Source organism: Mycobacterium paraseoulense, assembly GCF_010731655.1.
Classification (GTDB): domain Bacteria; phylum Actinomycetota; class Actinomycetes; order Mycobacteriales; family Mycobacteriaceae; genus Mycobacterium; species Mycobacterium paraseoulense.
This window is the reverse complement of record NZ_AP022619.1, coordinates 5,722,935-5,748,844: the sequence shown is the minus strand read 5'-3', so window position 1 is coordinate 5,748,844 and position 25,910 is coordinate 5,722,935. Positions and strand designations below refer to the sequence as shown.

Genomic DNA, 25,910 nt, shown 5'->3' with positions numbered 1-25,910 from the left:
CAAATGGGCCCAGATTGACCCGAAACTACCTTGCTCGCGGGTTCGGCGAGTCCCCAACGGCGGAATTCCGGCCCCCCGAGGCGGCGCGCGCCGACGCGAAAGGTGTTCCGATGGTGCCGCACCCGGCGGGCGGGCGCATGCGTGTGGCGGGGGCGGCCGCTCTGTCCGTAGCCTGTCGGTCATGCGACTACGGCACTCGGTTCGGTGCGGCTTCGCCGCGCTTTGCGCGGTGGTGCTGGTCGCGAGCGGGTGCGCGCGGTTCAACGACGCCCAGTCGCAGCCCTTCACCACCAATCCGGAACTCAAGCCCCAGCCCAGCTCGACGCCTCCCCCGCCGCCGCCGTTGCCGCCCACGCCATTCCCCAAGGCGTGCCCGGCTCCCGGGGTGATGCAGGGCTGCCTCGAGAGCACCAGCGGACTGATCATGGGGCCGGACAGCAAAACCGCGCTGGTCGCCGAGCGGACCACCGGCGCGGTCAAGGAGATCTCGGTCAGCGCCGAGCCGAAGGTGAAGACGGTCATCCCGGTCGACCCGTCCGGGGACGGCGGTTTGATGGACATCGTGCTGTCGCCGACCTACACGCAGGACCGGCTGATGTACGCCTACATCAGCACGCCGACCGACAACCGGGTGATCCGGGTGGCCGACGGCGACATCCCCAAGGACATCCTCACCGGCATCCCCAAAGGCGCCACCGGAAACACCGGCGCGTTGATCTTCACCAGCCCCACCACGCTGGTCGTGATGACCGGCGACGCGGGCAACCCCGCGTCGGCCGCCGACCCCAAATCGCTGGCGGGCAAGGTCCTTCGCATCGAGCAGCCGACCACCATCGGTCAGGCGCCGCCGACGACGGCGCTGTCGGGAGTCGGCTCGGGCGGCGGCCTGTGCATCGACCCCGTGGACGGCTCGCTCTACGTCGCCGACCGCACGCCGACCGCGGATCGATTGCAGCGCATCACCAAGACCTCGGAGGTCTCCACGGTGTGGACCTGGCCGGACAAGCCCGGCGTGGCCGGCTGTGCCGCAATGGACGGGACCGTCCTGGTCAACCTGATCAACACCAAACTGACGGTCGCCGTGCGGCTGGCGCCGGCGACGGGTGCGGTCACCGGTGAACCCGACGTGGTCCGCAAGGACACGCACGCCCACGCCTGGGCGCTGCGGATGTCGCCGGACGGAAACGTCTGGGGCGCAACCGTCAACAAGACCGCCGGGGACGCCGAGAAGCTGGACGACGTCGTGTTCCCGCTCTTCCCGCAGGGCGGCGGGTTCCCGCGCAACAACGACGACAAGACCTAGCGGAAGCCGGTCTTCGTCAACTCTGGCCGCAGGCCGCCAAAACCAGCTCGCGCACCCGGGCGGCATCGGCCTGCCCTCGCGTCGCCTTCATCACCGCGCCGACGATCGCGCCCGCCGCGGCCACCTTGCCGCCCCGGATCTTCTCCGCCACATCGGGATTGGCGGCCAGCGCCTCGTCGACCGCGGCCTGGGTCACCGAATCGTCGCGCACCAGCTCGAGGCCGCGGGACGCCATCACCTGCTCGGGCTCGCCCTCGCCGGCCAGCACCCCCTCCACGACCTGGCGGGCCAGCTTGTTGGAGAGCTTCCCCTCGTCGACCAGCGCGATCACCGCGGCCACCTGTGCCGGGCTGATGGCCAGTTCGTCCAGTCCGACGTTCGCCTCGTTGGCCTTCTGCACCAAGAAGTTGCCCCACCAGGCGCGCGCCGACTCGCTGGCCGCGCCGTGCTTGACGGTCTCGATGACCAGTTCCACCGCGCCGGCGTTGACCAGGTCGCGCATCACCTCGTCGGAAACACCCCACTCCTGCTGAATCCGCTTGCGGCTCAGCCACGGTAGCTCCGGGATGGTCTGGCGCAGCTGCTCGACCAGTTCACGGCTGGGCGCGACCGGTTCCAGGTCGGGCTCGGGGAAATAGCGGTAGTCCTGGGCGGTCTCCTTGGCCCGACCCGGGCTCGTATACCCCGCCTCGTGAAAGTGTCTGGTCTCCTGGATAATTCGTCCACCGGACGCCAGGACCGCTCCCTGCCGCTGCATTTCGTAGCGCACGGCGACCTCGACGCTCTTCAGCGAGTTGACGTTCTTGGTCTCGGTGCGCGTCCCGAACTCGGTCGTTCCCGTCGGCATCAGCGACACGTTGGAATCGCAACGCATCGAACCCTGGTCCATCCGTACATCGGATACACCCAAGGCGCGCAACAGGTCTCGCAATGCCGTGACATAGGCGCGAGCGATCTGCGGTGCGCGGGCGCCAGCACCCACGATCGGCTTGGTCACGATCTCGATCAACGGCACGCCGGCGCGGTTGTAGTCGAGCAGCGACGTCGTCGCGCCGTGGATGCGGCCGGTCTCGCTCCCCAGGTGGGTCAGCTTGCCGGTGTCCTCCTCCATGTGCGCGCGCTCGACCTCGACCCGCCAGGTGGTGCCGTCTTCCAGCGGCGCGTCCAGGTACCCGTTGATGGCGATCGGCTCGTCGTACTGGGATATCTGATAGTTCTTCGGCATGTCCGGGTAGAAGTAGTTCTTCCGGGCGAACCGGCACCAGGGCACGATCTCGCAGTTCAGCGCCAGCCCGATCCGGATGGCCGACTCGACCGCCGTGCGGTTGAGAACCGGCAGCGAACCGGGCAACCCGAGGCACACGGGGCATACCTGGGTGTTGGGTTCGGCGCCGAAGGCGGTGGAGCAGCCGCAGAACATCTTGGTGACGGTCGACAGTTCGACGTGTACCTCGAGGCCCAGTACCGGGTCGAAGCGCGCGATGACGTCGTCGTAGTCCATGAGATCGGCGCTGGCAGCAACACTCATGCCGTCGATCGTAGACGGCGGCGCCGGGCGGTATCAGGGCCAGTGCGGCGAGCGCGGTCGCGGGAACCGGTCGCGGTCCTCGCCTCTGCCGGGGAACATGTCGGCCAGTACGGCCGCCATCTCGAGGTAGCTGCGCCGGCTCTCCTTGCTCAGTCGGTCCAGCTCGATCTGCTTGCCGTTATGTATGTGCCGGTCGAACGGCAACACCACCGTGCCGGCGACGCGCGCCGACAATCGCTCGAGCTCCTTGGCGGCGACCAGCTCCACCTTCGCCGGCTCGACGTGGTTGATCGCAAGTATCGTCGACCGCACCAACACTTGATATCCGTTGTTGCCCAACCAGTCCAGCGTGGTGGCGGTCTTTCGTATCGCATCGATCGAGGTGCTCGTCACCACGACCAGCGCCCGCAACTCCGGCAGGACCGCTTCCATCACACCCGAATTCAGCGCCTTGGCGCAGTCCACCAGCACCACGGAATAGTGGTTTCGCAAAAGCGAGAACGCCTTGACCACGTCGTGTCGCTCGAGCCGCCAGTCGGTGTGCGCGTAATCCGGTAGTCCGAGCACTTCCAGACCGAAATTGTTCATGTAGGTGTGCGCGCGGACATCCTCATAACTGGTGATCGCCTTGCCGGAGAGCAGGTCGGCCATGCCCAGGGGGTTGGGACGGCCATGCCGCTCGGGGAGGTCGCCGGCGTCGATGTCGACGGCGATGACCCGGTCGTGGCGCACCTCGGCAAACGTCGACCCCAACGCCTCCACCACCGCGGTCTTGCCGACGCCGCCTTTGAGGTTGAGGACGGCAACGGGGAACGCGCCGCCCAGCGCCGCACGGATGCGGTTGCGCAGTTCTTCCTTGTACCGCGCGTCCTTGCCGGGGCCCACATCGACGCCGGTCACGCGGTGGACCACGTCACGCCAGCTGAACCCCGAGGAACTCTCGCGCCCCTGCTGGTCAAGCCCGTCGAGGGCCATCCCGCCCGGCAGTCGCGGCGGTCGAGGCGGGGACGGGGATCGCCTCACCGGCGCCGGCGCGGGCGTGGGTGGGCTCGAGGGCGGGGGCGGCCGGAACGGCGGCCGGCGGATAGCCGGGTCCTGGCGCTGGGGCCGGGCCACCGTCGCGGCCGACGGATCGGCATCGATGCGCCGGCCGGGCGAACGCGGCGGGACGACCGGCGGGCCCGGTGGCCGCGCCGACGTCGCGGGGCGCTGAACGACTCCGCGAATCGAATCGCGGTTGCTCACCCCCCCGGTATAACCACTGGGAACCGGTCCGGAAACCACGAATCTGCCCCGACCGGTCCGCAGCTGGTCAAAGGGTGCGCAGATTCAGCCCCTGGTCGGCCAGGAGTCGGATTGGGGCCAGATCGGCGTCACCCGTCGTTTGCCGAATCCACCGGGAGTTAACCGAAGAAGGCGGCGGCGTCGTCGTAGCGGCTTTCGGGCACCAGTTTGAGCTGGCGCACGGCGTCGGCCAGCGCCACCCGGCCGATGTCCTGCCCGCGCAGCGACACCATCTGACCATATTCCCCCGCGTGCGCGGCATCGGCCGCGTTGACACCGAACCGGGTGGCCAGCACCCGGTCGTAGGCCGTCGGGGTCCCGCCGCGCTGGACGTGGCCGAGCACGGTCACCCGGACGTCCTTGTTGATCCGCTTCTCCACCTCGGCACCCAGTTGGGCCGCGACACCGGTGAACTTTTCGTGACCGAACTCGTCAATTCCGCCTTCGCGCAACGAGATCGAGCCCGGGATGGGTTTCGCACCCTCGGCGACCACACAGATGAAGTGCGAATCCCCGCGCTGGAAGCGCCGTTTGACCAGCCGGCACACCTCCTCGACGTCGAAGGGCTGCTCGGGGATCAGCGTCATGTGCGCGCCGGAGGCCAGGCCGGAGTTCAGCGCGATCCAGCCGGCGTGTCGGCCCATCACTTCCACGAGCATCACCCGCTGGTGTGATTCGGCGGTACTGTGCAACCGGTCGATCGCTTCGGTGGCCACCGTCAGCGCGGTGTCGTGACCGAAAGTCACATCGGTGCAATCGATGTCGTTATCGATGGTCTTCGGCACCCCGACGACGGGAACGTTCTCGTCCGACAGCCAGTGCGCGGCGGTCAGGGTGCCTTCCCCGCCGATCGGGATGAGCACGTCGATGCCGTTGTCGTCCAGGGTTTGCTTGATCTGGTCCAGCCCGGCGCGCAGCTTGTCCGGATGTACCCGGGCGGTGCCCAGCATCGTGCCGCCCTTGGCCAGCAGCCGGTCGTTGCGGTCGTCATTGTGCAGTTGAATGCGCCGGTTCTCCAGCAATCCGCGCCACCCGTCCTGGAAGCCGACCACCGACGAGCCGTACCGGGCGTCGCAGGTGCGCACCACCGCCCGGATGACGGCGTTCAGCCCCGGGCAGTCGCCACCTCCGGTGAGAACTCCGATCCGCATGCCCTTATCTTGCCCTGCGGAAGGCCCGCCGCGCCTCGCAGACGCCTAGATCGCGCTCGGCAGCGGTCCGCGCGCGGCCTCGTAGGCGGCGCCCACCCGGTACAGGCGGTCATCGGCCAGCGCGGGCGCCATGATCTGCAGGCCGACCGGGAGGCCGTCATCGGGCGAGAGCCCCGAGGGCACCGACATGCCGCAGTGCCCGGCGAGGTTCAGCGGCAGCGTGCACAGGTCGAACAGGTACATCGCCAGCGGGTCGTCCACCTTCTCACCCAGGCCGAAGGCGGTGGTCGGAGTCGCGGGCGACACCACCACGTCGACGGACTCGTACGCCCTGTCGAGGTCGCGGGCGATCAGGGTGCGCACCTTCTGCGCCTGGTTGTAATAGGCGTCGTAGTAACCCGCCGACAGTGCGTAGGTGCCGATCATGATGCGCCGCTTGACTTCCGGCCCGAAACCGGCGGCGCGGGTCAGCGCCATCACCTCCTCGGCGCTGTGCGTCCCGTCGTCACCGACGCGCAGCCCGTAGCGCATCGCGTCGAAGCGGGCCAGGTTGCTCGACACCTCCGACGGCAGGATCAGGTAGTAGGCGGCCAGCGCGTATTCGAAGTGCGGGCAGTCGACTTCGCTCACCTGGGCGCCCAGTTCGGTCAGCCGCTTCACCGCGGCCTCGAACGAGGCCAGCACGCCCGGCTGGTAGCCGTCGCCGCGCAGCTGCTTGACGACTCCGACGCGCACGCCGTTGAGGTCGCCGGCCGCGCCGGCTTTGGCGGCGCCGACGACGTCGGGAATGGCCGCTTCGACGGAGGTGGAGTCGCGGTGATCGTGCCCGGCGATGACCTGGTGCAGCAGCGCGGTGTCCAGCACGGTCCGCGCACACGGGCCGCCCTGGTCCAGCGACGACGCGCACGCCACCAGGCCGTAGCGCGACACGGTGCCGTAGGTCGGTTTGACACCGACAGTCGCGGTCAGCGCCGCCGGCTGCCGGATGGAGCCGCCGGTGTCGGATCCGATGGCCAGCGGCGCCTGGAACGCGGCCAGCGCCGCCGCGCTGCCTCCCCCGGAACCGCCGGGCACGCGGTCGAGGTTCCACGGGTTGCGGGTGGGGCCGTAGGCGGAGTTCTCCGTCGACGAACCCATCGCGAACTCGTCCATGTTGGTCTTGCCCAGGATCGGGATGCCCGCGGCGCGCAACCGCGTGGTGACGGTGGCGTCGTAGGGGGAACGCCAGCCCTCGAGGATCTTGGAGCCGCAGGTGGTGGGCATGTCGACGGTGGTGAAGACATCTTTGAGCGCCAGCGGCACCCCCGCCAGCGGCGACGGCAGCCGTTCCCCCGCGGCCACCGCCTCGTCGACGACGGCCGCCGCGGCCAGCGCCTCGTCGGCGGCGACGTGCAGGAAGGCGTGGTACCGGTCGTCGGTCTCCGCGATCTGGTCCAGGCACGCCCGGGTGACCTCGACCGACGACAGCTCCCCGGCGGCGATCCCGGCGGCCAGGGTGGCGGCGTCGGACCGGATGATCTCGTTCACTCGCTGTCCCCCAGGATCTGGGGCACCGCGAAGCGGCCGTCGGCGGCCTCCGGCGCCTCGGCCAGCGCCTCGGCCTGGGTGAGGCAGGGTGTCGGCTGGTCCGGGCGGGTGACGTTCACGTCCTTCAGTGGGTTGCCGGTCGCTTCGACGCCGGTGACGTCGACGGCCTGCACCTGGCTGACGTGGGTCAGGATGGCGTCGAGTTGACCAGCGAAGCTGTCCAGCTCGCCGTCGGTCAACGCCAGGCGGGACAGCCGGGCCAGGTGCGCCACCTCGTCGCGGGAGATTTGAGACACGACAGGAAAGCCTAACGCGCTCGTCCGGGCGACCTCCGGCCGCTCGGGCCCGGCGAGCGTGGCCCGCCATTCCGAGCCGAAATGCCGTCGACACATCGCTGTGTAACAGTGTTGGCCGTGCCGTCGTATCTGTTGCGCATCGAGCTGGCCGACCGCCCCGGCAGCCTGGGCTCGCTGGCAGTCGCGCTCGGTTCGGTGGGAGCCGACATCTTGTCCCTCGACGTGGTGGAGCGCAGCTCGGGGTACGCGATCGACGACCTCGTGATCGAGCTGCCGCCGGGGGCGATGCCGGACACGCTGATCACCGCCGCGGAAGCGCTATCCGGTGTGCGGGTGGACAGCGTGCGTCCGCACACCGGGTTGCTGGAAGCGCATCGCGAGCTGGAACTGCTCGACCACGTCGCCGCGGCCGTCGACAACGCGTCCCGGTTACAGGTCTTGGCCAACGAGGCGCCCAGGGTGCTGCGCGTCAGCTGGTGCACCGTGCTGCGCGGCTCGGGCGATGAGCTGCAGCGCCTGGCCTCCAGCCCGGGCGCGCCGGAGACGCGGGCGGATTCCGCACCGTGGCTGCCCATCCACCGCGCCGCGACGCTGGACAGCACCGGCGACTGGGTACCGCAGGCGTGGCGCGAGATGGACACCACGATGGTCGCGGCCCCGCTGGGCGATCCGCACACGGCGGTGGTGCTGGGCCGCCCGGGCCCCGAATTCCGGCCGTCGGAGGTGGCTCGCCTGGGTTACCTGGCCGGGATCGTTGCCACCATGCTGCGCTAGCTAGTGCGCTTTCGCCGCCACCACGGGGTCGTCGTCTTCCCACAGCAGGAGCTGGCGGACCGCGGGGCGCGGCCCATACGGCCGCAGCATGGTGCTGGCCGGACGGGGACGAATGTGCTGCGGCCACCAGAACCACCGACCCAGAATCCTTGCGACGGAAGGGGTCATGAATGAACGCACGATCAGCGTGTCGAACAGCAAGCCGAGGCCGATCGTGGTGCCGATCTGACCGAGAACCTGGAATCCGCTGAAGACGAACGCGCACATGGTGACGGCGAAGACGATGCCGGCCGAGGTGACCACCGATCCGGAGCCCGCCATCGCCCGGATGATGCCGGTGTTCACACCGGCATGGATTTCTTCCTTGAACCGCGAGATCAACAGCAGGTTGTAGTCGGACCCGACCGCCAGCAGCAGGATCACAGCAAGCGCGAGCACGACCCAATACAACTGGATGCCGAAGAGGTACTGCCACACCAGAACTGACAACCCGAACGAAGCTCCCAGCGACAGGGCCACGGTGCCCACGATGACAAGCGCGGCGATCAGGCTGCGCGTGATGATCATCATGATCAGCAGGATGAGACTCAGTGCGGCGAACGCCACGATCATCAGGTCATACTTGGCGCCATCCTGGATGTCCTTGTACGTCGAGGCGGTCCCACCGAGATAGATCCCCGCGCCCGCCATCGGCGTCCCCTTCAGGGCCTCGTGCGCAGCCTTGGCCATCGGATCGATGTGCGAAATGCCCTCGGGCGTCGCGGGATCGCCTTCGTGGGTGACGATCATGCGGGCGGCCTTACCGTCGGGCGAGAGGAACAGTTTGAGCCCACGCTTGAAGTCGGGGTTGTTGAAGACCTCGGGCGGCAGGTAGAACGTGTCGTCGTTCTTCGCGGCGTCGAAGGCCCGCCCCAGGGCCGTGGCGTTGTCGATCGCGGCCGCGGTCTGTGCGTAAATGCCGGACAGCGTGGCGTAATTGGCGAGCGTCAGATCCCGATTGGTCTGCTGACTGTCGATCTGCGGCGGTATCAGCGCCACCAGTTTCGGCTGCAGCGCGTCGAGCTTGTCCAGCGAAGCCGTGAGGCTTTCGAACTTCTCGGTGAGTTGGTCGATGCCGTCGAGCGCGTCGAAGAGTGATCGGAACGCGAAGCAGACGGGAATGTCGTAACAGTGCCTCTCCCAATAGAAGTAGCTGCGGACGGGCCGGAAGAAGTCGTCGAAGTTCGCGATCTTGTCGCGCAGATCCTGGATCGTGCCGAGGGTGTCATGAAAGCTTTGCGTCTCGTCGTGGGTGGTGCCGGCGAGCTGCTGCTGCAACACGTACTGCTGCCTCAGGATGTTGATGGTTTTGTTCAGTTCGTTGGCCTGCTTGAGGGCATCCTCGGCCCGATCTCGTTGGTACGTCAGGTTTTCCTGCTGCGCCGCGCTGGAATTGCTGACCACGAACGCGAGTGAACTGTGGACGAGCGGGGTGCCCAGGGGGCGGGTGATGGTCTGCACCTGCGCGACGCCGGGAACGTGAAACACCGCCTTGGCCACCTTGTCCAGGATGAGCATGCTTTCCGGGTTACGCATGTCGTGGTCGGTTTCGACCATCAGCAATTCGGGCTCCAGCCGGGCCCGCGAGAAATGCTTCTCGGCGGCGGTGTACCCGACGTTGGCCGGCGCGCTCGCGGGCATGTAGGGACGGGTGTCGTAACTGGTCTTGTATCCGGGCAAGGCGATGAGCCCGACCAGTGCCAGCGCGCAGGCCGCGGCGAGAACCGCACCCGGCCAGCGGACGATGGCCGTCCCGATCCGCCGCCATCCGCGGGTTCTGATCGCGCGCTTGGGCTCGAAGACGCCTACCTTGGAGCCCAAGGTGAGGATCGCCGGCCCCAGGGTGAGCGCGGCGAAAAGTGCGACGAGAATGCCCAACGCCGCTGGTATGCCCAGGCTCTGAAAGTACGGCAGCCGGGTGAAGCTCAGGCAGGCGACCGCGCCGGCCACGGTGAGCCCGGACCCCAAGACGATGTGCGTCGTGCCGTGATACATGGTGTAGAAAGCTTTTTCGCGGTCCTCGCCGGTCCCGCGCGCTTCCTGGTAGCGGCCCACGAAGAAGATCGCGTAGTCGGTGCCCGCGGCGACCACCAACAGCGTCAACAGGTTCGTCGCATAGGTCGACAACCCGATGACTCCGGCGTTACCGAGAAACGCGACCAGGCCCCGTGCGGCCGACATCTCGATCAGGACCGTGGCGAGCACCAGCAGGGTGGTCAGCACCGACCGGTAAACGAAGAACAGCATCAGGGCGATCACCCCGATGGTGATCGTGGTGACCTTCGCGGTCCCCTTGCTGCCGACGTCGAACTGATCGGAGATCAGGGGCGCCGCGCCGGTCACATAGGCCTTGACGCCGGGCGGCGGCTTCAGCCGCTCGACAATGTCGCGGATCGCGCCGACGCCCTCGTTGGCCAGCGCGGAACCCTGATTGCCCGCGAGGTTCACCTGGACATAAGCGGCCTTGCCGTCGCTGCTCTGCGATCCCGCCGCGGTCAGGGTGTCGCCCCAGTAGTCCTGGACATGCTCGACGTGCTTCTTGTCCTGCTCGAGTCTGCGGACCATCTCGTCATAGAAACGGTGCGCGTCCGCACCGAGCGGCTTGTCGCCTTCCAGCACGATCATGGCCGAGCTGTCGGTGTCGAACTCGTGGAACTTCTCACCGATGCGCTTGATTGCCTTGAGCGACGGGGCGTCGGGCGAGTTCAGCGCCACATTGTGCGTCTTGCCAACCTCTTCCAACTGCGGCACCGCGATGTTGGTGATCGCGGCCAGCGCCACCCAGAACAGCAGGATGGGCAGTGCCAGCCTGCGGATGGTGCGCGGGACGCCGGCCCGCGGCTTTTCGTGGTTGCTCATCCCGACTTGTCCAGGCAGAAGGTGTAGGCGTCGACTTTGTTGACGGTGCGTTGGTCTTTCACTTCGCCGTTGACGGTGATGCGGCAGCCGAGGGTATCCCCGTTGCCCTGCGCGACGACGTTGCCGAGGACGGCCGGCTCCGTCGTGGTGATGGTGAACGACCACGGCAGCGCGGCGTCCTTGACTTGCTGCGGCTGGGCGTTGACGTCAAGGTAATTGATGGTTGCGGTCGCCCCGGGCGCGCCGAAGACTTCGAGCACCACCCGTTTGGGGTTGAACGGGACGATTTCGTTGGCCAGGCCGCCGTTGGCCGACGTGTTGTCGTTCGAGCCGAAGATTCCGTGCAGGCGGTAAATCGCGAATCCGGCGAGCGCGACAACCAGCACCGCGACCAGCACCATCCACCGTCGCCTTACCAGGGCGCCCACCGAAATCCCTTTCACCCGTTCACCTTTCGATCATCGGGCGATACGACACCCTCGGTGCGAGGGTCGCTGCCGACCCGCCTAGGCACGATCGACAGGTATGACAGTACGGTACGGGACCGTACTGTACAAGAGACGCGCGCGTACACATTCCGCGAAAGTTGGCTTGCCCACCGCTGGCCTCGCCGTCACCCGGTGGTTCTGGTCAACCCAGGGATCAGGAACCCGTCGACGAGGGCTTCGACGGTACGGCGGGTGGGCGGCCGGCCAGGAATGATGGACCGGAAGATGAGATACCCGGGCAACAAATCCCACAGCTCGTCGGTGATGGCATCCGCGCTGATCTCACCGCGGTCGACGGCCTGCCGAAGCACATGCTGAATCAACGCCTTACGTTGTTTGAGGAATTGCTCCTGTAAGGCGTCGTTGAGCGCTGAGTGCCGCGGCACCTCGACCATCACCGCGCGGATCGTGCTCGCGTGCCGGCCGCCCTCCTGGCAGATCGTCTCCCCCAGCCGCAGGAGGTCGCCGCGCAGCGTGCCCGTATTCGGCACCACCGCGACCTGGCGGACGCCCTCGATGAAGGCGGCCAGCACCAATTCGGCCTTGGAGGGCCAGCGCCGATACACCGTGGCCTTGCTGGCATGGGCGGCGCCGGCAACGGCGTCAACGGTCAGCTGGTCGTAGCCGTGTTGTTGCAGCAGCTGCAAGGTCACCGCCAAGATCTCGGCCTCGCGGGGTGACCACGGTGACGCCTGCGTGCACCGGTCCGCCGTCTGGGTCATAGCGCCCACCATAGAGCCGCTCGGGCGGTGCGGCCCAATTTCGGCTGAAGCCGTTATCGGGCTCAGTCCGTTGGAGTTTTCGGTGGACCCTCGGCCAGCAGCTTGCGAAACCCGTCCTCGTCGAGGACCGGGACGCCGAGCTCGACCGCCTTGTCGTACTTGGAGCCCGGTGCGTCACCGGCGACGACGTAGTCGGTCTTCTTCGACACCGAACCCGCGGCCTTGCCCCCGCGCGCGATGATCGCCTCCTTGGCGTCGTCGCGCGAAAAACCCGCCAGCGAGCCGGTGACGACAACCGTCAGCCCTTCCAGGGTGCGACGCACACTGGCGTCGCGTTCGTCGGCCATCCGCACCCCGGCGGCCCGCCACTTGTCGACGATCGCGCGGTGCCAGTCGACGGTGAACCACTCGGTGAGCGCGGCGGCGATGGTCGGTCCGACGCCCTCGACCGCGGCCAGCCGCTCGGTGGACGCCGCCATGATCGCGTCCAGGCTGCCGAATTCGGTGGCCAGGGCGCGCGCTGCCGTCGGTCCGACATGCCGGATCGACAGCGCCACCAGCACGCGCCACAGCGTCACCTTCTTGGCCTTGTCCAGGTTGTCCAGCAGCCGCCTGCCGTTGGCGGACAACGTGCCGGCCTTGGTCCGGAAGAGGTCGGTGCGCAGCAGGTCGTCCTCGGTGAGGGTGAACAGATCACCCTCGTCGGCGATCACCCCGGCCTTCAGCAGCGCGATGGCCGCCTCATAACCGAGCCCCTCGATGTCGAGCGCCCCGCGACCGGCGACGTGAAAGACCCGCTCCCGCAGCTGCGCCGGGCACGACCGCGCATTGGGACACCGGATGTCGGCGTCGCCCTCCTTGGCCGGGGCCAGCGGGGTACCGCACTCGGGACACGTTGTGGGCATGACGAATTCGCGTTCGGAGCCGTCCCGCAGATCGACGACGGGACCGAGCACCTCGGGGATGACGTCACCGGCCTTGCGGATCATCACCGTGTCGCCGATCAGCACCCCCTTGCGCTGGACCTCGCTGGCGTTGTGCAGGGTGGCCAGCCCCACGGTCGACCCGGCCACCTTCACCGGCGTCATGAAGGCGAACGGCGTGACGCGCCCGGTGCGCCCGACGTTGACTCGGATATCGAGCAGCTTGGTCTGCGCCTCCTGGGGGGGATACTTGTACGCGACCGCCCAGCGGGGCGCCCTCGACGTCGTCCCCAGCCGGCGCTGCAGCGCGAAGTCGTCGACCTTGACCACCACGCCGTCGATTTCGTGGTCAATCTCGTAGCGGTGCTCGCCCCAATACCCGATCCGGTCCTCCACCGCGGCAAGGCCCTGCACGCGCGCCGTCTGCTCGGCCACCGGCAACCCCCAGGCCTTGAGCGCCGTGTAGGCCTCGTGCAGGGTCTTGGGCGCGAACCCGTCGGTGCGGCCGATGCCGTGGCAGATCATCCGCAGCTTGCGCCGAGCTGTGACCGCCGGGTTCTTCTGGCGCAGCGAACCGGCCGCGCTGTTACGCGGATTGGCGAAAGGCGCCTTGCCGTCCTCGACCAGGCTGGCGTTGAGCGCCTCGAAATCGGCGAGCATGAAGAAGACCTCACCACGCACCTCGAGCACGCTGGGAATCGGCAGATCCACACTCGCAGCGAGCCGCTCGGGCACATCGTCGATGGTGCGCGCGTTGAGCGTGACGTCCTCGCCGACCCGGCCATCGCCTCGGGTGGCGGCGCGCTCCAGCCGGCCGTCGCGATACACCAGCGACAACGCCACCCCGTCGATCTTGAGTTCACACAGGTAGTGGGGATCGCGGCCGATCTCGGCCTCGACGCGGTTGCTCCAGGCGACCAGCTCGTCGCGGTCGAAGACGTCGTCGAGGCTCAGCATCCGCTCGAGGTGTTCGGCCTCGGTGAAGTCGGTGGCAAACCCGGCGCCACCGACCAGCTGGGTCGGGGAGTCGGGGACGCGCAGCTCCGGATACCGATCCTCGAGTGCGAGCAGCTCGTTGAACAACGTGTCGAACTCGGCGTCGGCGACGATCGGCGCGTCCTTGATGTAGTAGCGGAACTGGTGTTCACGTACTTCGTCGGCCAGGTCCTGCCAGTGCCGCCGCACCTCCGGCGACACCGGATCAGCGTCTGCTGGGCTCACCCCCGCAGGCTATCCGAGGCCGCCGACACCACGCCCCGTCAGTCCTCCACGTATGCCCGCAGTCGATCCACCGCCGCGTCCCACCGGTGCGACAGCGCGGTGAGATAGTCGCTGGCCCGGGCCAAGGGTTCTGTCCGCATGGTCCAGACACGCTCGCGGCCCCGCCGGGTGCTGGTCACCAGTCCGGCCGATTCCAGCAGCTGCAGGTGCTTGCTGGCCGCCTGCCGAGTGACCGGAATGACGCTGGTGATCTGCGATGTCGAACTGGGTCCCCGATCGCAGAGCCGCACGATGATGCGCAGCCGGTTCGGGTCTCCAAGCGCGTCGAAGAGGGGGGCGGCCACAGCTGTAGGGGCGCTCACACCAGGGCGTCCTCGGTGTACCTGCGCACGAGACCCGCCTGGATCGCCCAACCTTCGGCGTTTGCCTCGAATGAGGAGGATCGGCGCGCTTCGGGAAGATCCTCGAATCCGGATTCGGTGATGGTCAGCAGGACCCCGTCGGGCGTTTCCGACAAGGTGAACTCGACCAGCGTGGTCGGTTCCTGGTCGTAATCGACACCGGGGTCGACGCCGAAGGGGTGCCACCGGTAGGCGAGCCGCCGCTGCGGCTCGACGGCGACGATCTGCCAGGTGCTCTCCACGCCGGCGTGGGGCTCCTGCCGCTTGGCCACCTCGGCGTCGACCGTGGTCGGACTGATCGCCGCGGTGACCGACGTCCCGGCGACAAACGGCCCGTCGAAGCGGGCGCCGAACCAGCGGCCGAACTCGTCGGCCTCGCTGATGGCCCGCCATACCCGCTCCAGCGGCGCATGGAGCAACACGCGCTTCTCAACCTTCATATGCAACCTCCCGGTTGCCTATGAGTCCACCAGGTGACCGGAAGAAAAGCAACCATTCGGTTGCCTATCAGATTGCCCCGGGGTCCTCCGCGAAAGCCTCGGCCGCCTTGCGGGCCAGCCCGATCGCCAGGCGCGCCCATTCGGGCGTCGCGCCGGCCAGACCGCACGCGGGGGTGACGCCGACGCGGTCGCGCAGTCCCGAACGACCGAAGCCCAGGCGATCCGTCACCGCGACCAGCGCGGCCGCCACCTCTTCCGCCGACGGCCGCCGCTCCGGAGCGCTGCAGGGCACCACCCCCAACGCGATCGTGCGGCCCGATTCGACGAACCCGCCGATGCCGTCGAGGTCCGCCGCGACCAATGTGCTCGCATCCACCGATACCGCGTTAATTGTGCTGTCCTGCAGCAGGTTCCATGGCAGATCCGGGGCGCAGCTGTGTAGCAGCACCTCGCCCCCCACCGTGGCGACGCAGGTGTCGAGCAGGGTGAGGGCCACCGCTTCGTCGAGGGGCGCCACCGGGCTCAGCGCCGTCACACCGGCCAGGCGCCCGCCCAACGCCTTCGGCAGCGACGGCTCATCGAACTGCACCACCACCGGCGTCTCGAGCCGGCGGGCCAGGGCCGCGCGGTGGGCGGCGACCCCTTCGGCCAGCGAGGCCGCCAGATCGCGCACGGCGCCGGAGTCGGTGATCGCCCGGTGGCCGTTGGCCAGTTCGAGCTCGGCGGACAGCGTGATCGGTCCGGGAGCCTGCACCTTGACCACGCGGTCACCACCGCGCAGTCCGGCCACCTCCCAGGCCTCTTCCAACGCGTCCATGTCCTCGTCGAGGAGGCTGGCGGCGCGCCGGGTGACCGCGCCGGGCCGAGCGGCGATCCGATAGCCCCGCGGGACGAGGTCGATGGCCACGTCGATCAGCAGCGCGCCCGCCCGCCCGAGCATGTCGGCGCCCACTCCCCGGGCGGGCAGCTCGACGATGTGGGACAGCCCGCCGGCCAACTCCCCGACGACGACCTCGGCGGCCTCCCGCGCCTTGATCCCCGGCCACGACCCTATGCCGCTGGCCGTCGCGAAGGAATGCGGGAAAACACTCACCCGCCCAACCGTATTCGACGTCGCCCCGCACGCCGTTGGCCAGGGGTGCCTGCCCGGGCACCGCACAGGTAGGTTCAACGCAAGAAGGGTGCGAAAAGTGTCGCGGATGGCGAGATCAGCGCGGCCGCTGCTGCTGTGTGCGGTAGTGGTGCTGGCTGCGGCGTGCACCCGGGTGGTGGACGGTGCGGCGGTGGCCGGATTCGGTTCCCCGCGCCGGGCCGTGCAGGGCGTGAACGTCGACACGATCTTGTTGGACCAGGCGCGGATGCGCGCGATCACCGGCGCCGGCGAGCACCTGACGATCATCCCCTCCATGGACGGCACCAGCCCGGTGGACATCGACGCGCTCGCCGACACCACGCCGCGCGAATGCCGGTTCATCTACGCCGAGACGGCGACGTTCGGGCCCGATGTCGAAGAGTTCCACAAGACGACCTTTCAAGACCCGCCCGATGGCGCGCTCATCTCCGAGGGCGCCGCGGCGTACCGGGACACCGACACCGCACACCGGGCGTTCGAAGCGTTGGTCAGCACGGTCGGGGATTGCGCGAACGGCTCGGGGGGCCAGCAATACGTCGGCGACTGGAAGGCCGACGCCGGCTCGCTGCATCTGCGGCCGGGCGGCTGCGGCCGCGACTATCGGCTGCGGTCGGTGGCCATCGTGGAGGTCACCTTCTGCGGCTTCGCGCAATCGGTGTCCGACATCGTGATGACGAATATCGTCGCGAACGTACCGGCCTAGCGCGCGGTGCCCGCGATGGTGGCGCTGCCGAGCACCTCGTCACCATCCGGGTCGGGCCGGTACAGCACCAGCGTCTGGCCGCGCGCGACGCCGCGCAGCGGGGCGCGCAACCGCACGAGCAGCTCGTCGCCGACCAATTCGGCCACCGCGCCCGCTGTTTCACCGTGCGCGCGCACCTGGACCTCGCACTCGACGGGGCCGGACGGCGGCCGCCCGGCGGTGAACACCGGTTCGCGCCCGCGCAACTCGCGCACTTCGAGGTCCGCCGCGTTCCCCACCCGAACCGTGGCGGTGTCGGCGTCGATGGCCGTCACGTAGCGGGGGCGGCCGTCGGGCCCCGGACCGGCGATGCCCAGACCCTTGCGTTGGCCGATGGTGAAACCGTGCACCCCGTCGTGCTCGGCGAGCACGGCGCCGTCGGCGCCGACGACGGTGCCCCGGCGGACCGCGATCCGCTCGCCCAGAAAGGCCCGGGTATTGCCCGACGGGATGAAGCAGATGTCGTGGCTGTCCGGCTTCTCGGCGACTGCGAGCCCGCGCCGGGCGGCTTCGGCACGAATCCGCGCCTTGGGAGCGTCCCCGATCGGGAACGTGGCGTGACGCAGCTGCTCGGCGGTCAGCACGGCGAGCACGTAGGACTGGTCCTTGTCATGATCGACCGCGCGGCGCAGCCGCCCGCCGGACAGCCTGGCGTAGTGGCCGGTGGCCACGGTGTCGAAGCCCAGCGCAACGGCTTTCGCCGACAGTGCCGAGAACTTGATCCGCTGATTGCAGCGCACGCACGGGTTGGGTGTTTCGCCACGCGCGTACGACGACACGAAATCGTCGATCACGTCTGCCTGGAACCTCTCGGCGAAATCCCAGACGTAGAACGGGATTCCGAGCACATCGGCGACGCGGCTGGCGTCCGAGGCGTCTTCTTTCGAGCAGCACCCCCGCGAGCCGGTGCGCAGCGTGCCGGGCGCGGTCGACAACGCCAGGTGCACGCCCACGACGTCGTGCCCGGCGTCGACCATGCGGGCGGCGGCGACCGACGAGTCGACACCACCGCTCATCGCGGCGAGGACCTTCACTTAGGGAGCCCCCGCAGAGGCCAGTGCGGCCCGGCGGGCGCGGTCCACCGCGGCGGGCAGCACCTGCAGCACCGCGTCCACGTCTTCGTCGACGCTGGTGTGCCCCAAGGACATTCGCAGTGATCCGCGGGCACTGGTCGGGTCGGTGCCCATCGCGAGCAACACATGCGACGGTTGCGCGACGCCCGCGGTGCACGCCGACCCGGTCGAACATTCGATTCCGTTGGCGTCCAACAACATCAACAGCGCGTCGCCTTCGCAGCCGCGGAACGTGAAGTGCGCGTTGCCGGGCAACCGCAGCGGGTCGCGGGAACCGTTGAGGCTGACGTCCTCGATGCCGGCCAGCACCCCTTCGATCAGCCGGTCCCGTAGCGCCCGCAGCCGGGCGCCGTTCGCCTCGATCCCGTCCACCGCGATCCGGGCGGCGGCCGCCATTCCGACCGCGCCGGCGACGTCGGCAGTGCCGGAACGGATGTCACGCTCTTGTCCACCGCCATGTGCCAGCGGCACACACGTCACGTCGCGACGCACCAGCAAAGCGCCCACACCGGGAGGACCACCGAACTTGTGGGCGGCCACGCTCATCGCCGAGAGCCCGCTGGCGGTGAAGTCCACCGGCAACTGCCCCACGGCCTGCACCGCGTCGCTGTGCATCGGGACGTCGAATTCGGCCGCGACGTCGGCGAGCTCGGCTGCCGGCATGACGGTGCCGACCTCGTTGTTCGCCCACATCACCGACACCAGCGCGACATCGTCGTGGCGCCGCAAAGCCTCGCGCAGCGCGGCCGCCGACACCGAGCCGTCGGCGGCGGTCGGCAACCAGGTCACCTCGGCGCCTTCGTGTTCGACGAGCCAGTTGATCGAGTCCAGGACGGCGTGGTGTTCCACCTCGCTGGTGATGATGCGCCGGTGGCGCGGCTGGGCGTCGCGGCGGGCCCAATAGATGCCCTTGACGGCCAGGTTGTCGCTTTCGGTACCGCCGCCGGTGAAGATGACCTCGGACGGGCGGGCGCCCAGCCTGTCGGCGATCAGCTCGCGGGATTCCTCGAGGCGCCGCCGGGCCGTCCGGCCGCTGGTGTGCAGCGAAGAGGCGTTGCCGACGGTGCCCAGCACCCCCGTCATCGCCTCGACGGCGGCGGGGTGCATCGGCGTGGTAGCGGCGTGATCGAGGTAGACCATGACGCGCCCCAGGATACCGGCAGGTGAAAGTGCCCTTCGGCCCAGTGGCGATCGCAAGCGCGGCGTAGCCGGGCGCAGCGGGTCGCCACCTTCGGCCCAGTGGCGATCGCAAGCGCGGCGTAGCCGGGCGCAGCGGGTCGCCACGAATTCGGCTAGGAGGCCACCAGCAGGGGGCCGTGACCCGCGGGCCGGGCCGCTCGCGCGCCCACCACCGACTGGCAGCGACGCGCCAGCGCTCGCCGATCCGTCCCCGGGAGCTGCAGGGATTCGACGTGTACCCGCGCGTGCGTCCGTCGCACGGTCAGCAACCGGCGGATGGATCCCACGAGTGTCTCGTCACCGACGAAGGCCGGAACGGTCGAGACGCTGCCGTCGGCGTGGTGGTAGGTGAGCCGAAGGGGCTGCACCGGTCGGCTGGCGTCGATCGCGGCCTGGAACATCGCGGGATAGAACGCCCCGCCGTCCCGACCACACCAGGTGGTGCCCTCCGGGAAGCACACGACAGTCTGCCCGCCGCTCAGCCGGCGGGCCACCGTGTCCACCACCGCGGGCAGCCGGCGCAGACTGGCCCGCTCGATCGGGATGATCTTCAGGATGCGGGCCAAGATCCCGGTCGCGGGCCCGGTGAACATGTCGGCCCGGGCGACGAACGACCCGGGCAAGACCGAGCCGATGGCGAAGACGTCGAGCCAGGACATGTGTGGGCTGACCACCAAAACCCCACGGAGATTGCGAATCGGGCTGCCGGTGACCGTGATTCGGATGCCAAGGCAGCGCAACACCATTCGGCAGTAGATGCGCTGCACCCGCGTCCGGCCCGGCAGGGGCACCGCCAGCAGCGCCACTCCCGGCGCCAGCAGCAGCGCCAGCATGAGGCGAAGCGTTACCCGCAGCGCCACCAACAGCGGCCGCGAAGCTGCCGCGTCGCCGACGCGCACACAACCGGCGTCACAGGTTGCGCGCGGCAGCCAGGAGTGGGCACCGGCCGCGGGGGCGTTCATCGGTCGCCGCCGGCCATCTGCGAGGCCGCCGATACGGACCGAAGGCGTTTCAGATATCGGGTATCGGCGCGCCCCTTGTCGAGCAGGACGCAGAAGTCGCCGACCCCGAAGTCGGGGTCGTGCGCGGGCTCGCCGCACACCTGGGCGCCCAGCCGCAGGTAACCGCGCATCAGCGCCGGGACCGACGGGCGGGCGGGCGGCGGGATGTCGTCGAGGCCCTTGCCGTCCACCATCACCGGACGGTGCGGGCGCACCCGGTACTCCGGTGGCGCGGCATGCCGGCTCAGGATGAAGTCGCGGACGCCGCGCAGTTGACGGCCCGGGGCCCGATTCTCCGGGTCGTCGGAATCGCCGCTGACCGGCACCGACACGCAGCCGGTCACGTAGTCGTAGCCGTAGCGGTCCAGGTAGGCCAGGATGCCCGCCCACATCAGCAACACGACGCCGCCGTTGCGGTGGCCTTCGCGCACCACCGCACGTCCCATCTCCACCAGCGACGGCCTGAGCGGGTCGAAGGCGCGGATGTCGAACTCCGTCGCGGTGTAGAGGCCCCCGGCCGCGATGGCGCCCGCCGGCGCCAGCATGCGGTAGCAACCCACCAGTTCGCCGGTGCTGTCGTCGCGGACCAGGAGATGGTCGCAGTGCTCGTCGAACCTGTCGACGTCGCGTCGTTCGTGGTTGTTCGTCGGCAGTGCGAAGCCGGGCGTGCTGGAAAAGACGTCGTACCGGAGCCGCTGCGCCGCCTCGATCATGCCGGCGTCGGTGGACAGCAATAGTGAGTAGTGCGGCCCTGCGGGCGACGCCGTCGTCGCACCTTCGGGCTTGTCGCTGGGAATCAGGACAGAAGCAATGCTCATGTCCACCAAACTTGCGTAGTCGATGAGCGAGTCGGCATCGTGGCTGTGACGTGTTCGTGCACGTCAGGTGACGAAATGTGGTTGCGACCAGGCCCGGGTCCGCGGCTTTTCGCGATCGCGGCGCGCGATTTCGGGTATGCGGACCGGCATGATGCTCACCACCGACCGCGCGATCGCGGCGCCGCCGTCGGCGGTGTGGGAGTTGTTGGTCGATCTGGACGCCTGGCCGAAGTGGGGTCCCACGATCCGGGGGGCCCGGCTCGACGACCCTTACACCGAATTGGGTTTGCACGCGACGGGCACAGTTCAGACGTCGCTGCTCGTCACGGTCCCGTTCGTCGTCACCGAATTCGAGCCGGGCCGTGTCTGGGCCTGGAAGGTCGCCGGCATCCCGGCGACGCGGCACTGGGTGGACCCGGTGGGGCGTGCCGCGCGAGCGGGCATGGGCGTTCCGTGGTGGGCCGCGCCCTATGTGACGGTGTGCGCGATCGCGCTGCGGCGCATCGACGCGCTGCTGACCGCGGGCGGCTAGGCCGTTGGGCCCGTGGTGCGCAAGAGCCCCCGGCACCGGGGTGCCGGGGGCTGCTCAGGCCCGGGGACTCAGCCCTTGCGTGTCTTGACGGCGTCGGTCAACTGCGGAGCGACCTTGAACAGGTCGCCCACCACGCCGTAGTCGGCGATCTCGAAGATGGGCGCCTCTTCGTCCTTGTTCACCGCGACGATGGTCTTCGACGTCTGCATGCCGGCGCGGTGCTGGATGGCTCCGGAGATGCCCAGCGCGATGTAGAGCTGGGGCGACACCGTCTTGCCGGTCTGCCCGACCTGGAACTGGCCCGGGTAGTAGCCGGAGTCGACCGCCGCGCGCGACGCCCCGACGGCGCCGCCGAGCGAGTCGGCCAGCGCCTCGACCACGCTGAAGTTCTCGGCGCTGCCCACGCCGCGGCCACCGGACACCACGATCGTGGCCTCGGTGAGTTCCGGCCGGTCGCCGGCGACCGCCGGCTCGCGGGCGGTGATCTTGGTGGCGTTCTCGGCGGGCGCGGGCACCTCGACGGTGACCTGCTCGCCGGCCCCGGCCTGCGGCTCCGCGTCGATGGCGCCACCCCGGACGGTGATGACCGGGGTGTCACCGTTGGCCTGCGACTCGACGGTGAACGCGCCACCGAAGATGGAGTGCACCGCCTTGTTGCCTTCCTGGACGCCGACCACGTCGACCAGCAGGCCGGATCCGATCCGGGCCGCGAGCCGGCCCGCGACCTCTTTGCCGTCGGCGTTGGCCGACAGCAGCACCGCGGCGGGCGCGTTCGACTCGGCCAGCGAGGCCAGCACGTCGACGACGGGAGTGATCAGGTAGTTCTCGGCGTCGTCGGACTCGGCGACGTAAATCTTGGCGGCGCCCGCCTCCTTCAACCCGTCGACCAGGGGTGCGGCCGTCCCGGGCTTGCCGACCACGACGGCGGCCGGCTCGCCCAGCGCGCGGGCGGCGGTGATCAGTTCGGAGGTGACTTTCTTCAGTGCGCCTTCGGCGTGCTCAACGAGCACCAAAACTTCAGCCATGGTTTCTTCGCTCTTCTCGTCTGTGGGATGGGTGCTCGTCTAGATGATCTTCTGGGCGACCAGGTACTGGGAGATCTGGTTACCGCCCTCGCCCTCGTCGGTGACCTTCTCACCCGCGGTCTTCGGCGGCTTCGGCGTCGACGACAGCACCTTCGACCCGGCGTTCTCGAGGCCGACCTCGTCGCTTTCGACCCCGATCTCGGCGAGGGTCAGCACCGTCACCTCTTTCTTCTTCGCGGCCATGATGCCCTTGAAGGACGGGAAGCGGGGCTCGTTGATCTTCTCGGTGACACTCACGACCGCCGGCAACGACGCCTCGAGCGTGAACACGCCGTCGTCGGTCTCGCGCTCGCCGGTGACCTTGCCACCCTCGATCGACAGCTTGCGCAGGTGCGTCAGCTGCGGAAGGCCCAGGTACTCGGCGATGATGGCCGGCACCGCGCCGCCGGAGCCGTCGGTGGATTCGTTACCGGCGATGACGAGCTCGGTGCCCTCGATGGTGCCCAGCGCACGCGCCAGGGCCCACGCGGTCTGCACCACGCAGGAACCGCGCATACCGTCGTCCTTGAGGTGAACGGCCTTGTCGGCGCCCATCGACAGCGCCTTGCGGATCGCCTCGGTGGCACGCTCGGGGCCCGCGGTCAGCACGGTCACCGAACCGTCGCCCCCCTCCCGCTCGCGGATCTGCAGGGCCTCTTCGACGGCGCGTTCGTTGATCTCGTCCAGTACCGCGTCGGCGGCCTCGCGGTCCAGCGTGAAATCGCCGTCGTTCAGCTTGCGTTCCGACCAGGTGTCTGGGACCTGCTTGATCAGGACCACGATGTTCGTCATGAGTGTGGTTCGTCCTCCTCGACGGAGTCTCGCAGCAATCGACCACGAGACTTTCAATACGCGTTTCGCAGCGCACGGTCGTGTTACTACGGGGTAACTTTGTGCAGCCTGCATTCACACCATAGCGGGTCGTACTGCACGTTCTTGCGGCGTGCCTACCCTGCGTGAGCGGAGGCAGCCCCCGCTCCCGGTTCGCGAATTCGACACTTCGCGTTAGCCTGCCTATGCGATGAGCGCAACCGTCCCCGACGTACCCCGGCACAGCCCCGGCGATCCCCCGCCGGCGGCTGATCCCGTACTGACGCTGACGGGCGAGCGCACCATCCCCGATCTGGACGTCGAGAACTACTGGTTTCGCCGCCACCAGGTCGTTTACCAGCGACTCGCCGGGCGCTGCGCGGGCCGCGAGGTGCTCGAGGCCGGCTGCGGCGAGGGGTACGGCGCCGACCTGATCGCCGGCGTCGCCCGTCGTGTCGTGGCCGTGGATTACGACGAGGCCGCCGTCGCCCACGTGCGCGCCCGCTACCCCCGGGTGGAGGTCATGCGGGCGAACTTGGCCGAGCTGCCGCTGCCCGCCGCGTCGGTCGATATTGTGGTCAACTTCCAAGTCATCGAGCATCTGTGGGATCAGGCACAATTCGTGGCCGAATGCGCGCGGGTGCTGCGCCGCGGCGGGTCGCTGATGGTGTCCACACCGAACCGGATCACCTTCTCCCCCGGCCGCGACACCCCGATCAATCCGTTCCACACCCGCGAACTCAACGCCGACGAGCTGACCGAGTTGTTGCTCGGCGCCGGCTTCCGCGAGGTTTCGGTCAGCGGGTTGTTCCACGGTCCGCGACTGCGGGAGCTGGACGCCCGCCACGGCGGCTCCATCATCGACGCGCAGATCGAGCTCGCGATGGCCGGCGCGCCCTGGCCACCCGAGCTGGCCGCCGACGTCGCCGCGGTGACCACCGACGACTTCGACATCGTCGACAGCGGCCGCCGTGACATCGACGACAGCCTGGATCTGATCGCAATCGCGGTAGCGCCGTGAGCAATTCACGCGACCGGGTGCCCGGTATGTTCACCCTGGTCCTGCACACCCACCTGCCGTGGCTGGCCCATCACGGCCGGTGGCCGGTCGGCGAGGAGTGGCTCTACCAATCCTGGGCGGCGGCCTACCTGCCGCTGATGCGGGTGCTGACCACGCTGGCCGACGAGGACCGCCACCGGTTGGTCACCCTGGGTGTCACCCCGGTGGTGAACGCCCAGCTCGACGATCCGTACTGCCTCGATGGCATGCACCACTGGCTGGCCAACTGGCGGCTGCGGGCGGCCGAGGCCGCCAGCGTGCGGTCCGCGCCCCGCTCGAAGTCGGCGAGTTTTTCGTCATGCACGCCGGACGCCTTGCGCGCCTTGGGGATTCGGGAATGCGCCGAGGCAGATCGGGCGCTGGACGAGTTCGCCACCCAATGGCGGCACGGCGGCAGCCCGCTGTTGCGGCGCCTGATCGACGCCGGCACGGTGGAGTTGCTCGGCGGCCCGCTGGCCCACCCGTTCCAGCCGCTGCTCGCGCCGCGGCTCCGCGACTTCGCCCTGAGCGAGGGGCTGGCCGACCCCGAGCAGCGGATGGCGCACCGCCCGAGCGGCATCTGGGCACCCGAATGCGCTTACGCCCCCGGCATGGAGCACGGCTACGCCGCCGCGGGTGTCACCCACTTCATGGTCGACGGCCCGTCCCTGCACGGCGACACCGCGCTGGGTCGCCCCGTCGGCGACACCGACGTGGTCGCGTTCGGCCGCGACCTGCAGGTCAGCTACCGGGTCTGGTCACCGAAATCCGGTTACCCCGGCCACGCCGCGTACCGCGACTTCCACACCTATGACCACCTCACCGGGCTGAAGCCGGCGCGGGTGACCGGTCGCAACGTGCCGTCGGAGGCCAAGGCGCCCTACGACCCCGAGCGCGCCGACCATGCGGTCGACATCCACGTCGCCGACTTCGTCGACGTCGTCCGCGACCGGCTGACGAGCGAATCCGAGCGGATCGGTCGGCCCGCCCACGTGGTCGCCGCCTTCGACACCGAACTGTTCGGCCACTGGTGGTACGAGGGCCCCACGTGGCTGCAGCGGGTGCTGCGCGCCCTGCCCTCCGCGGGTGTGCGGGTGGGCACGCTGAGCGACGCCATCGCCGACGGTTTCGTCGGGCACGCAGTGGCGTTGCCGCCCAGTTCCTGGGGCTCGGGCAAGGACTGGCAGGTGTGGGCCGGCGACAAGGTGGCCGATCTCGTCCAGCTCAACGCGGAAGTGGTCGACATGGCGCTGAGCACCGTCGACAAGGCATTGTCGGAGCGGGCGTCGCTGGACGGGCCGCTCCCCCGCGACCACGTTGCCGACCAGATCCTGCGCGAGACCCTGCTCACGGTCTCCAGCGACTGGCCGTTCATGGTGAGCAAGGACTCGGCCGCCGACTACGCGCGCTACCGCGCCCATCTGCACGCCCACGCCACCCGCGAGATCGCCGGGGCGCTGGCGTCCGGCCGGCGGGACACCGCCGGGCGGCTCGCCGACGGATGGAACCGCGCCGACGGACTGTTCGGCGCGCTGGACGCGCGCAGGCTCCCCCGATGAGGTGG

At 69.1% G+C, this 25,910-nt stretch carries 24 protein-coding genes; 6 read left to right on the top strand and 18 right to left on the bottom strand.

All coding sequences use genetic code 11. From position 1 onward, the window contains the following. Positions 1-181 precede the first annotated feature (181 nt). Positions 182-1,303 (top strand): PQQ-dependent sugar dehydrogenase, encoded by a 1,122-nt coding sequence (locus G6N51_RS26955; RefSeq protein WP_083174064.1) that lies wholly within the window; start codon positions 182-184, stop codon positions 1,301-1,303. Positions 1,304-1,319: 16 nt separating this feature from the next. On the opposite strand, the gene gatB is transcribed toward G6N51_RS26955, so the two are convergent. The 5 genes from gatB to gatC form a co-directional block, all read right to left on the bottom strand. Beyond that, complete coding sequence (gatB, locus tag G6N51_RS26950; protein ID WP_083174065.1) at positions 1,320-2,831, bottom strand: Asp-tRNA(Asn)/Glu-tRNA(Gln) amidotransferase subunit GatB; 1,512 nt, start codon at positions 2,829-2,831, stop codon at positions 1,320-1,322. Between the two features lie 33 nt (positions 2,832-2,864). Continuing rightward, positions 2,865-4,076, bottom strand: coding sequence for a MinD/ParA family ATP-binding protein (locus tag G6N51_RS26945; RefSeq protein ID WP_174814346.1), 1,212 nt, complete (start codon positions 4,074-4,076; stop codon positions 2,865-2,867). A gap of 158 nt (positions 4,077-4,234) precedes the next feature. Continuing rightward, positions 4,235-5,266, bottom strand: coding sequence for an ATP-dependent 6-phosphofructokinase (locus tag G6N51_RS26940; protein WP_083174165.1), 1,032 nt, complete (start codon positions 5,264-5,266; stop codon positions 4,235-4,237). Positions 5,267-5,311: 45 nt separating this feature from the next. Next, positions 5,312-6,793 (bottom strand): Asp-tRNA(Asn)/Glu-tRNA(Gln) amidotransferase subunit GatA, encoded by a 1,482-nt coding sequence (gene gatA, locus G6N51_RS26935; RefSeq protein WP_083174166.1) that lies wholly within the window; start codon positions 6,791-6,793, stop codon positions 5,312-5,314. Beyond that, positions 6,790-7,089, bottom strand: coding sequence for an Asp-tRNA(Asn)/Glu-tRNA(Gln) amidotransferase subunit GatC (gene gatC / locus G6N51_RS26930; RefSeq protein ID WP_083174167.1), 300 nt, complete (start codon positions 7,087-7,089; stop codon positions 6,790-6,792). Before gatC ends, gatA begins: the two co-directional genes overlap by 4 nt. Positions 7,090-7,206: 117 nt before the next feature. On the opposite strand from gatC, the gene G6N51_RS26925 reads away from it, so the two are divergent. Beyond that, the gene (locus tag G6N51_RS26925; RefSeq protein WP_142275164.1) at positions 7,207-7,863 is read left to right on the top strand and encodes an ACT domain-containing protein; all 657 of its coding nucleotides are present in this window, start codon (positions 7,207-7,209) and stop codon (positions 7,861-7,863) included. Here the strand turns inward: G6N51_RS26925 and G6N51_RS26920 are convergent, their stop codons facing one another. From G6N51_RS26920 to G6N51_RS26890, 7 genes are all read right to left on the bottom strand, one after another. Next, positions 7,864-10,761 (bottom strand): MMPL/RND family transporter, encoded by a 2,898-nt coding sequence (locus tag G6N51_RS26920; RefSeq protein ID WP_083174169.1) that lies wholly within the window; start codon positions 10,759-10,761, stop codon positions 7,864-7,866. After that, positions 10,758-11,204 carry an MmpS family transport accessory protein gene (locus tag G6N51_RS26915; RefSeq protein ID WP_197747128.1) on the bottom strand — a complete coding sequence of 149 codons (447 nt, stop codon included), beginning with the start codon at positions 11,202-11,204 and terminating at the stop codon, positions 10,758-10,760. The genes G6N51_RS26920 and G6N51_RS26915 overlap by 4 nt, the downstream gene beginning before the upstream one ends. A gap of 170 nt (positions 11,205-11,374) precedes the next feature. Further along, complete coding sequence (locus tag G6N51_RS26910) at positions 11,375-11,983, bottom strand: TetR/AcrR family transcriptional regulator (protein WP_142275165.1); 609 nt, start codon at positions 11,981-11,983, stop codon at positions 11,375-11,377. A gap of 50 nt (positions 11,984-12,033) precedes the next feature. Beyond that, the gene (gene ligA / locus G6N51_RS26905; RefSeq protein WP_083174172.1) at positions 12,034-14,115 is read right to left on the bottom strand and encodes an NAD-dependent DNA ligase LigA; all 2,082 of its coding nucleotides are present in this window, start codon (positions 14,113-14,115) and stop codon (positions 12,034-12,036) included. Positions 14,116-14,153: 38 nt separating this feature from the next. Then, positions 14,154-14,477: an ArsR/SmtB family transcription factor gene (locus G6N51_RS26900; RefSeq protein WP_083174173.1), complete on the bottom strand. Its 324-nt coding sequence runs from the start codon at positions 14,475-14,477 to the stop codon at positions 14,154-14,156. Further along, positions 14,474-14,956, bottom strand: coding sequence for an SRPBCC family protein (locus tag G6N51_RS26895; protein ID WP_083174174.1), 483 nt, complete (start codon positions 14,954-14,956; stop codon positions 14,474-14,476). Before G6N51_RS26895 ends, G6N51_RS26900 begins: the two co-directional genes overlap by 4 nt. A gap of 67 nt (positions 14,957-15,023) precedes the next feature. After that, the gene (locus G6N51_RS26890) at positions 15,024-16,049 is read right to left on the bottom strand and encodes a uroporphyrinogen decarboxylase/cobalamine-independent methonine synthase family protein (protein WP_083174175.1); all 1,026 of its coding nucleotides are present in this window, start codon (positions 16,047-16,049) and stop codon (positions 15,024-15,026) included. A 106-nt stretch (positions 16,050-16,155) separates the two neighbouring features. Between G6N51_RS26890 and G6N51_RS26885 the strand changes: the two genes are divergently transcribed. Beyond that, positions 16,156-16,791: a sensor domain-containing protein gene (locus tag G6N51_RS26885; protein ID WP_083174176.1), complete on the top strand. Its 636-nt coding sequence runs from the start codon at positions 16,156-16,158 to the stop codon at positions 16,789-16,791. Here the strand turns inward: G6N51_RS26885 and mnmA are convergent. From mnmA to G6N51_RS26865, 4 genes are all read right to left on the bottom strand, one after another. Continuing rightward, positions 16,788-17,864: a tRNA 2-thiouridine(34) synthase MnmA gene (mnmA, locus tag G6N51_RS26880; protein ID WP_083174177.1), complete on the bottom strand. Its 1,077-nt coding sequence runs from the start codon at positions 17,862-17,864 to the stop codon at positions 16,788-16,790. The genes G6N51_RS26885 and mnmA overlap by 4 nt on opposite strands. After that, on the bottom strand, positions 17,865-19,043 hold the full coding sequence (locus G6N51_RS26875; RefSeq protein ID WP_083174268.1) for a cysteine desulfurase family protein: 1,179 nt from the start codon (positions 19,041-19,043) through the stop codon (positions 17,865-17,867). A 152-nt stretch (positions 19,044-19,195) separates the two neighbouring features. Then, the gene (locus G6N51_RS26870; RefSeq protein ID WP_083174178.1) at positions 19,196-20,044 is read right to left on the bottom strand and encodes a lysophospholipid acyltransferase family protein; all 849 of its coding nucleotides are present in this window, start codon (positions 20,042-20,044) and stop codon (positions 19,196-19,198) included. After that, positions 20,041-20,901 carry a GNAT family N-acetyltransferase gene (locus G6N51_RS26865; protein WP_083174179.1) on the bottom strand — a complete coding sequence of 287 codons (861 nt, stop codon included), beginning with the start codon at positions 20,899-20,901 and terminating at the stop codon, positions 20,041-20,043. Before G6N51_RS26865 ends, G6N51_RS26870 begins: the two co-directional genes overlap by 4 nt. 136 nt (positions 20,902-21,037) lie before the next feature. On the opposite strand from G6N51_RS26865, the gene G6N51_RS26860 reads away from it, so the two are divergent. Continuing rightward, positions 21,038-21,433 (top strand): SRPBCC family protein, encoded by a 396-nt coding sequence (locus G6N51_RS26860; protein WP_232078491.1) that lies wholly within the window; start codon positions 21,038-21,040, stop codon positions 21,431-21,433. 68 nt (positions 21,434-21,501) lie between these two features. On the opposite strand, the gene G6N51_RS26855 is transcribed toward G6N51_RS26860, so the two are convergent. After that, on the bottom strand, positions 21,502-22,458 hold the full coding sequence (locus G6N51_RS26855) for an electron transfer flavoprotein subunit alpha/FixB family protein (protein WP_083174180.1): 957 nt from the start codon (positions 22,456-22,458) through the stop codon (positions 21,502-21,504). Between the two features lie 39 nt (positions 22,459-22,497). Further along, positions 22,498-23,289 carry an electron transfer flavoprotein subunit beta/FixA family protein gene (locus G6N51_RS26850; RefSeq protein ID WP_083174181.1) on the bottom strand — a complete coding sequence of 264 codons (792 nt, stop codon included), beginning with the start codon at positions 23,287-23,289 and terminating at the stop codon, positions 22,498-22,500. Positions 23,290-23,518: 229 nt separating this feature from the next. Here G6N51_RS26850 and G6N51_RS26845 point away from each other — a divergent pair, with 229 nt between their 5' ends. Beyond that, on the top strand, positions 23,519-24,328 hold the full coding sequence (locus G6N51_RS26845) for a class I SAM-dependent methyltransferase (protein WP_083174182.1): 810 nt from the start codon (positions 23,519-23,521) through the stop codon (positions 24,326-24,328). Between the two features lie 26 nt (positions 24,329-24,354). Then, the gene (locus G6N51_RS26840) at positions 24,355-25,905 is read left to right on the top strand and encodes a 1,4-alpha-glucan branching protein domain-containing protein (RefSeq protein WP_142275169.1); all 1,551 of its coding nucleotides are present in this window, start codon (positions 24,355-24,357) and stop codon (positions 25,903-25,905) included. Positions 25,906-25,910 lie beyond the last annotated feature (5 nt).

Excerpts from the sequence above, each read along its gene's own strand:
- G6N51_RS26955 (WP_083174064.1), top strand. The coding sequence starts at position 182 with ATGCGACTACGGCACTCGGTTCGGTGCGGCTTCGCCGCGCTTTGCGCG.
- gatB (WP_083174065.1), bottom strand. The coding sequence starts at position 2,831 with ATGAGTGTTGCTGCCAGCGCCGATCTCATGGACTACGACGACGTCATC.
- G6N51_RS26940 (WP_083174165.1), bottom strand. The coding sequence starts at position 5,266 with ATGCGGATCGGAGTTCTCACCGGAGGTGGCGACTGCCCGGGGCTGAAC.
- G6N51_RS26920 (WP_083174169.1), bottom strand. The coding sequence starts at position 10,761 with ATGAGCAACCACGAAAAGCCGCGGGCCGGCGTCCCGCGCACCATCCGC.
- G6N51_RS26910 (WP_142275165.1), bottom strand. The coding sequence starts at position 11,983 with ATGGTGGGCGCTATGACCCAGACGGCGGACCGGTGCACGCAGGCGTCA.
- G6N51_RS26895 (WP_083174174.1), bottom strand. The coding sequence starts at position 14,956 with ATGAAGGTTGAGAAGCGCGTGTTGCTCCATGCGCCGCTGGAGCGGGTA.
- G6N51_RS26885 (WP_083174176.1), top strand. The coding sequence starts at position 16,156 with ATGGCGAGATCAGCGCGGCCGCTGCTGCTGTGTGCGGTAGTGGTGCTG.
- G6N51_RS26875 (WP_083174268.1), bottom strand. The coding sequence starts at position 19,043 with ATGGTCTACCTCGATCACGCCGCTACCACGCCGATGCACCCCGCCGCC.
- G6N51_RS26870 (WP_083174178.1), bottom strand. The coding sequence starts at position 20,044 with ATGAACGCCCCCGCGGCCGGTGCCCACTCCTGGCTGCCGCGCGCAACC.
- G6N51_RS26865 (WP_083174179.1), bottom strand. The coding sequence starts at position 20,901 with ATGAGCATTGCTTCTGTCCTGATTCCCAGCGACAAGCCCGAAGGTGCG.
- G6N51_RS26860 (WP_232078491.1), top strand. The coding sequence starts at position 21,038 with ATGCGGACCGGCATGATGCTCACCACCGACCGCGCGATCGCGGCGCCG.
- G6N51_RS26855 (WP_083174180.1), bottom strand. The coding sequence starts at position 22,458 with ATGGCTGAAGTTTTGGTGCTCGTTGAGCACGCCGAAGGCGCACTGAAG.
- G6N51_RS26850 (WP_083174181.1), bottom strand. The coding sequence starts at position 23,289 with ATGACGAACATCGTGGTCCTGATCAAGCAGGTCCCAGACACCTGGTCG.
- G6N51_RS26845 (WP_083174182.1), top strand. The coding sequence starts at position 23,519 with ATGAGCGCAACCGTCCCCGACGTACCCCGGCACAGCCCCGGCGATCCC.
- G6N51_RS26840 (WP_142275169.1), top strand. The coding sequence starts at position 24,355 with ATGTTCACCCTGGTCCTGCACACCCACCTGCCGTGGCTGGCCCATCAC.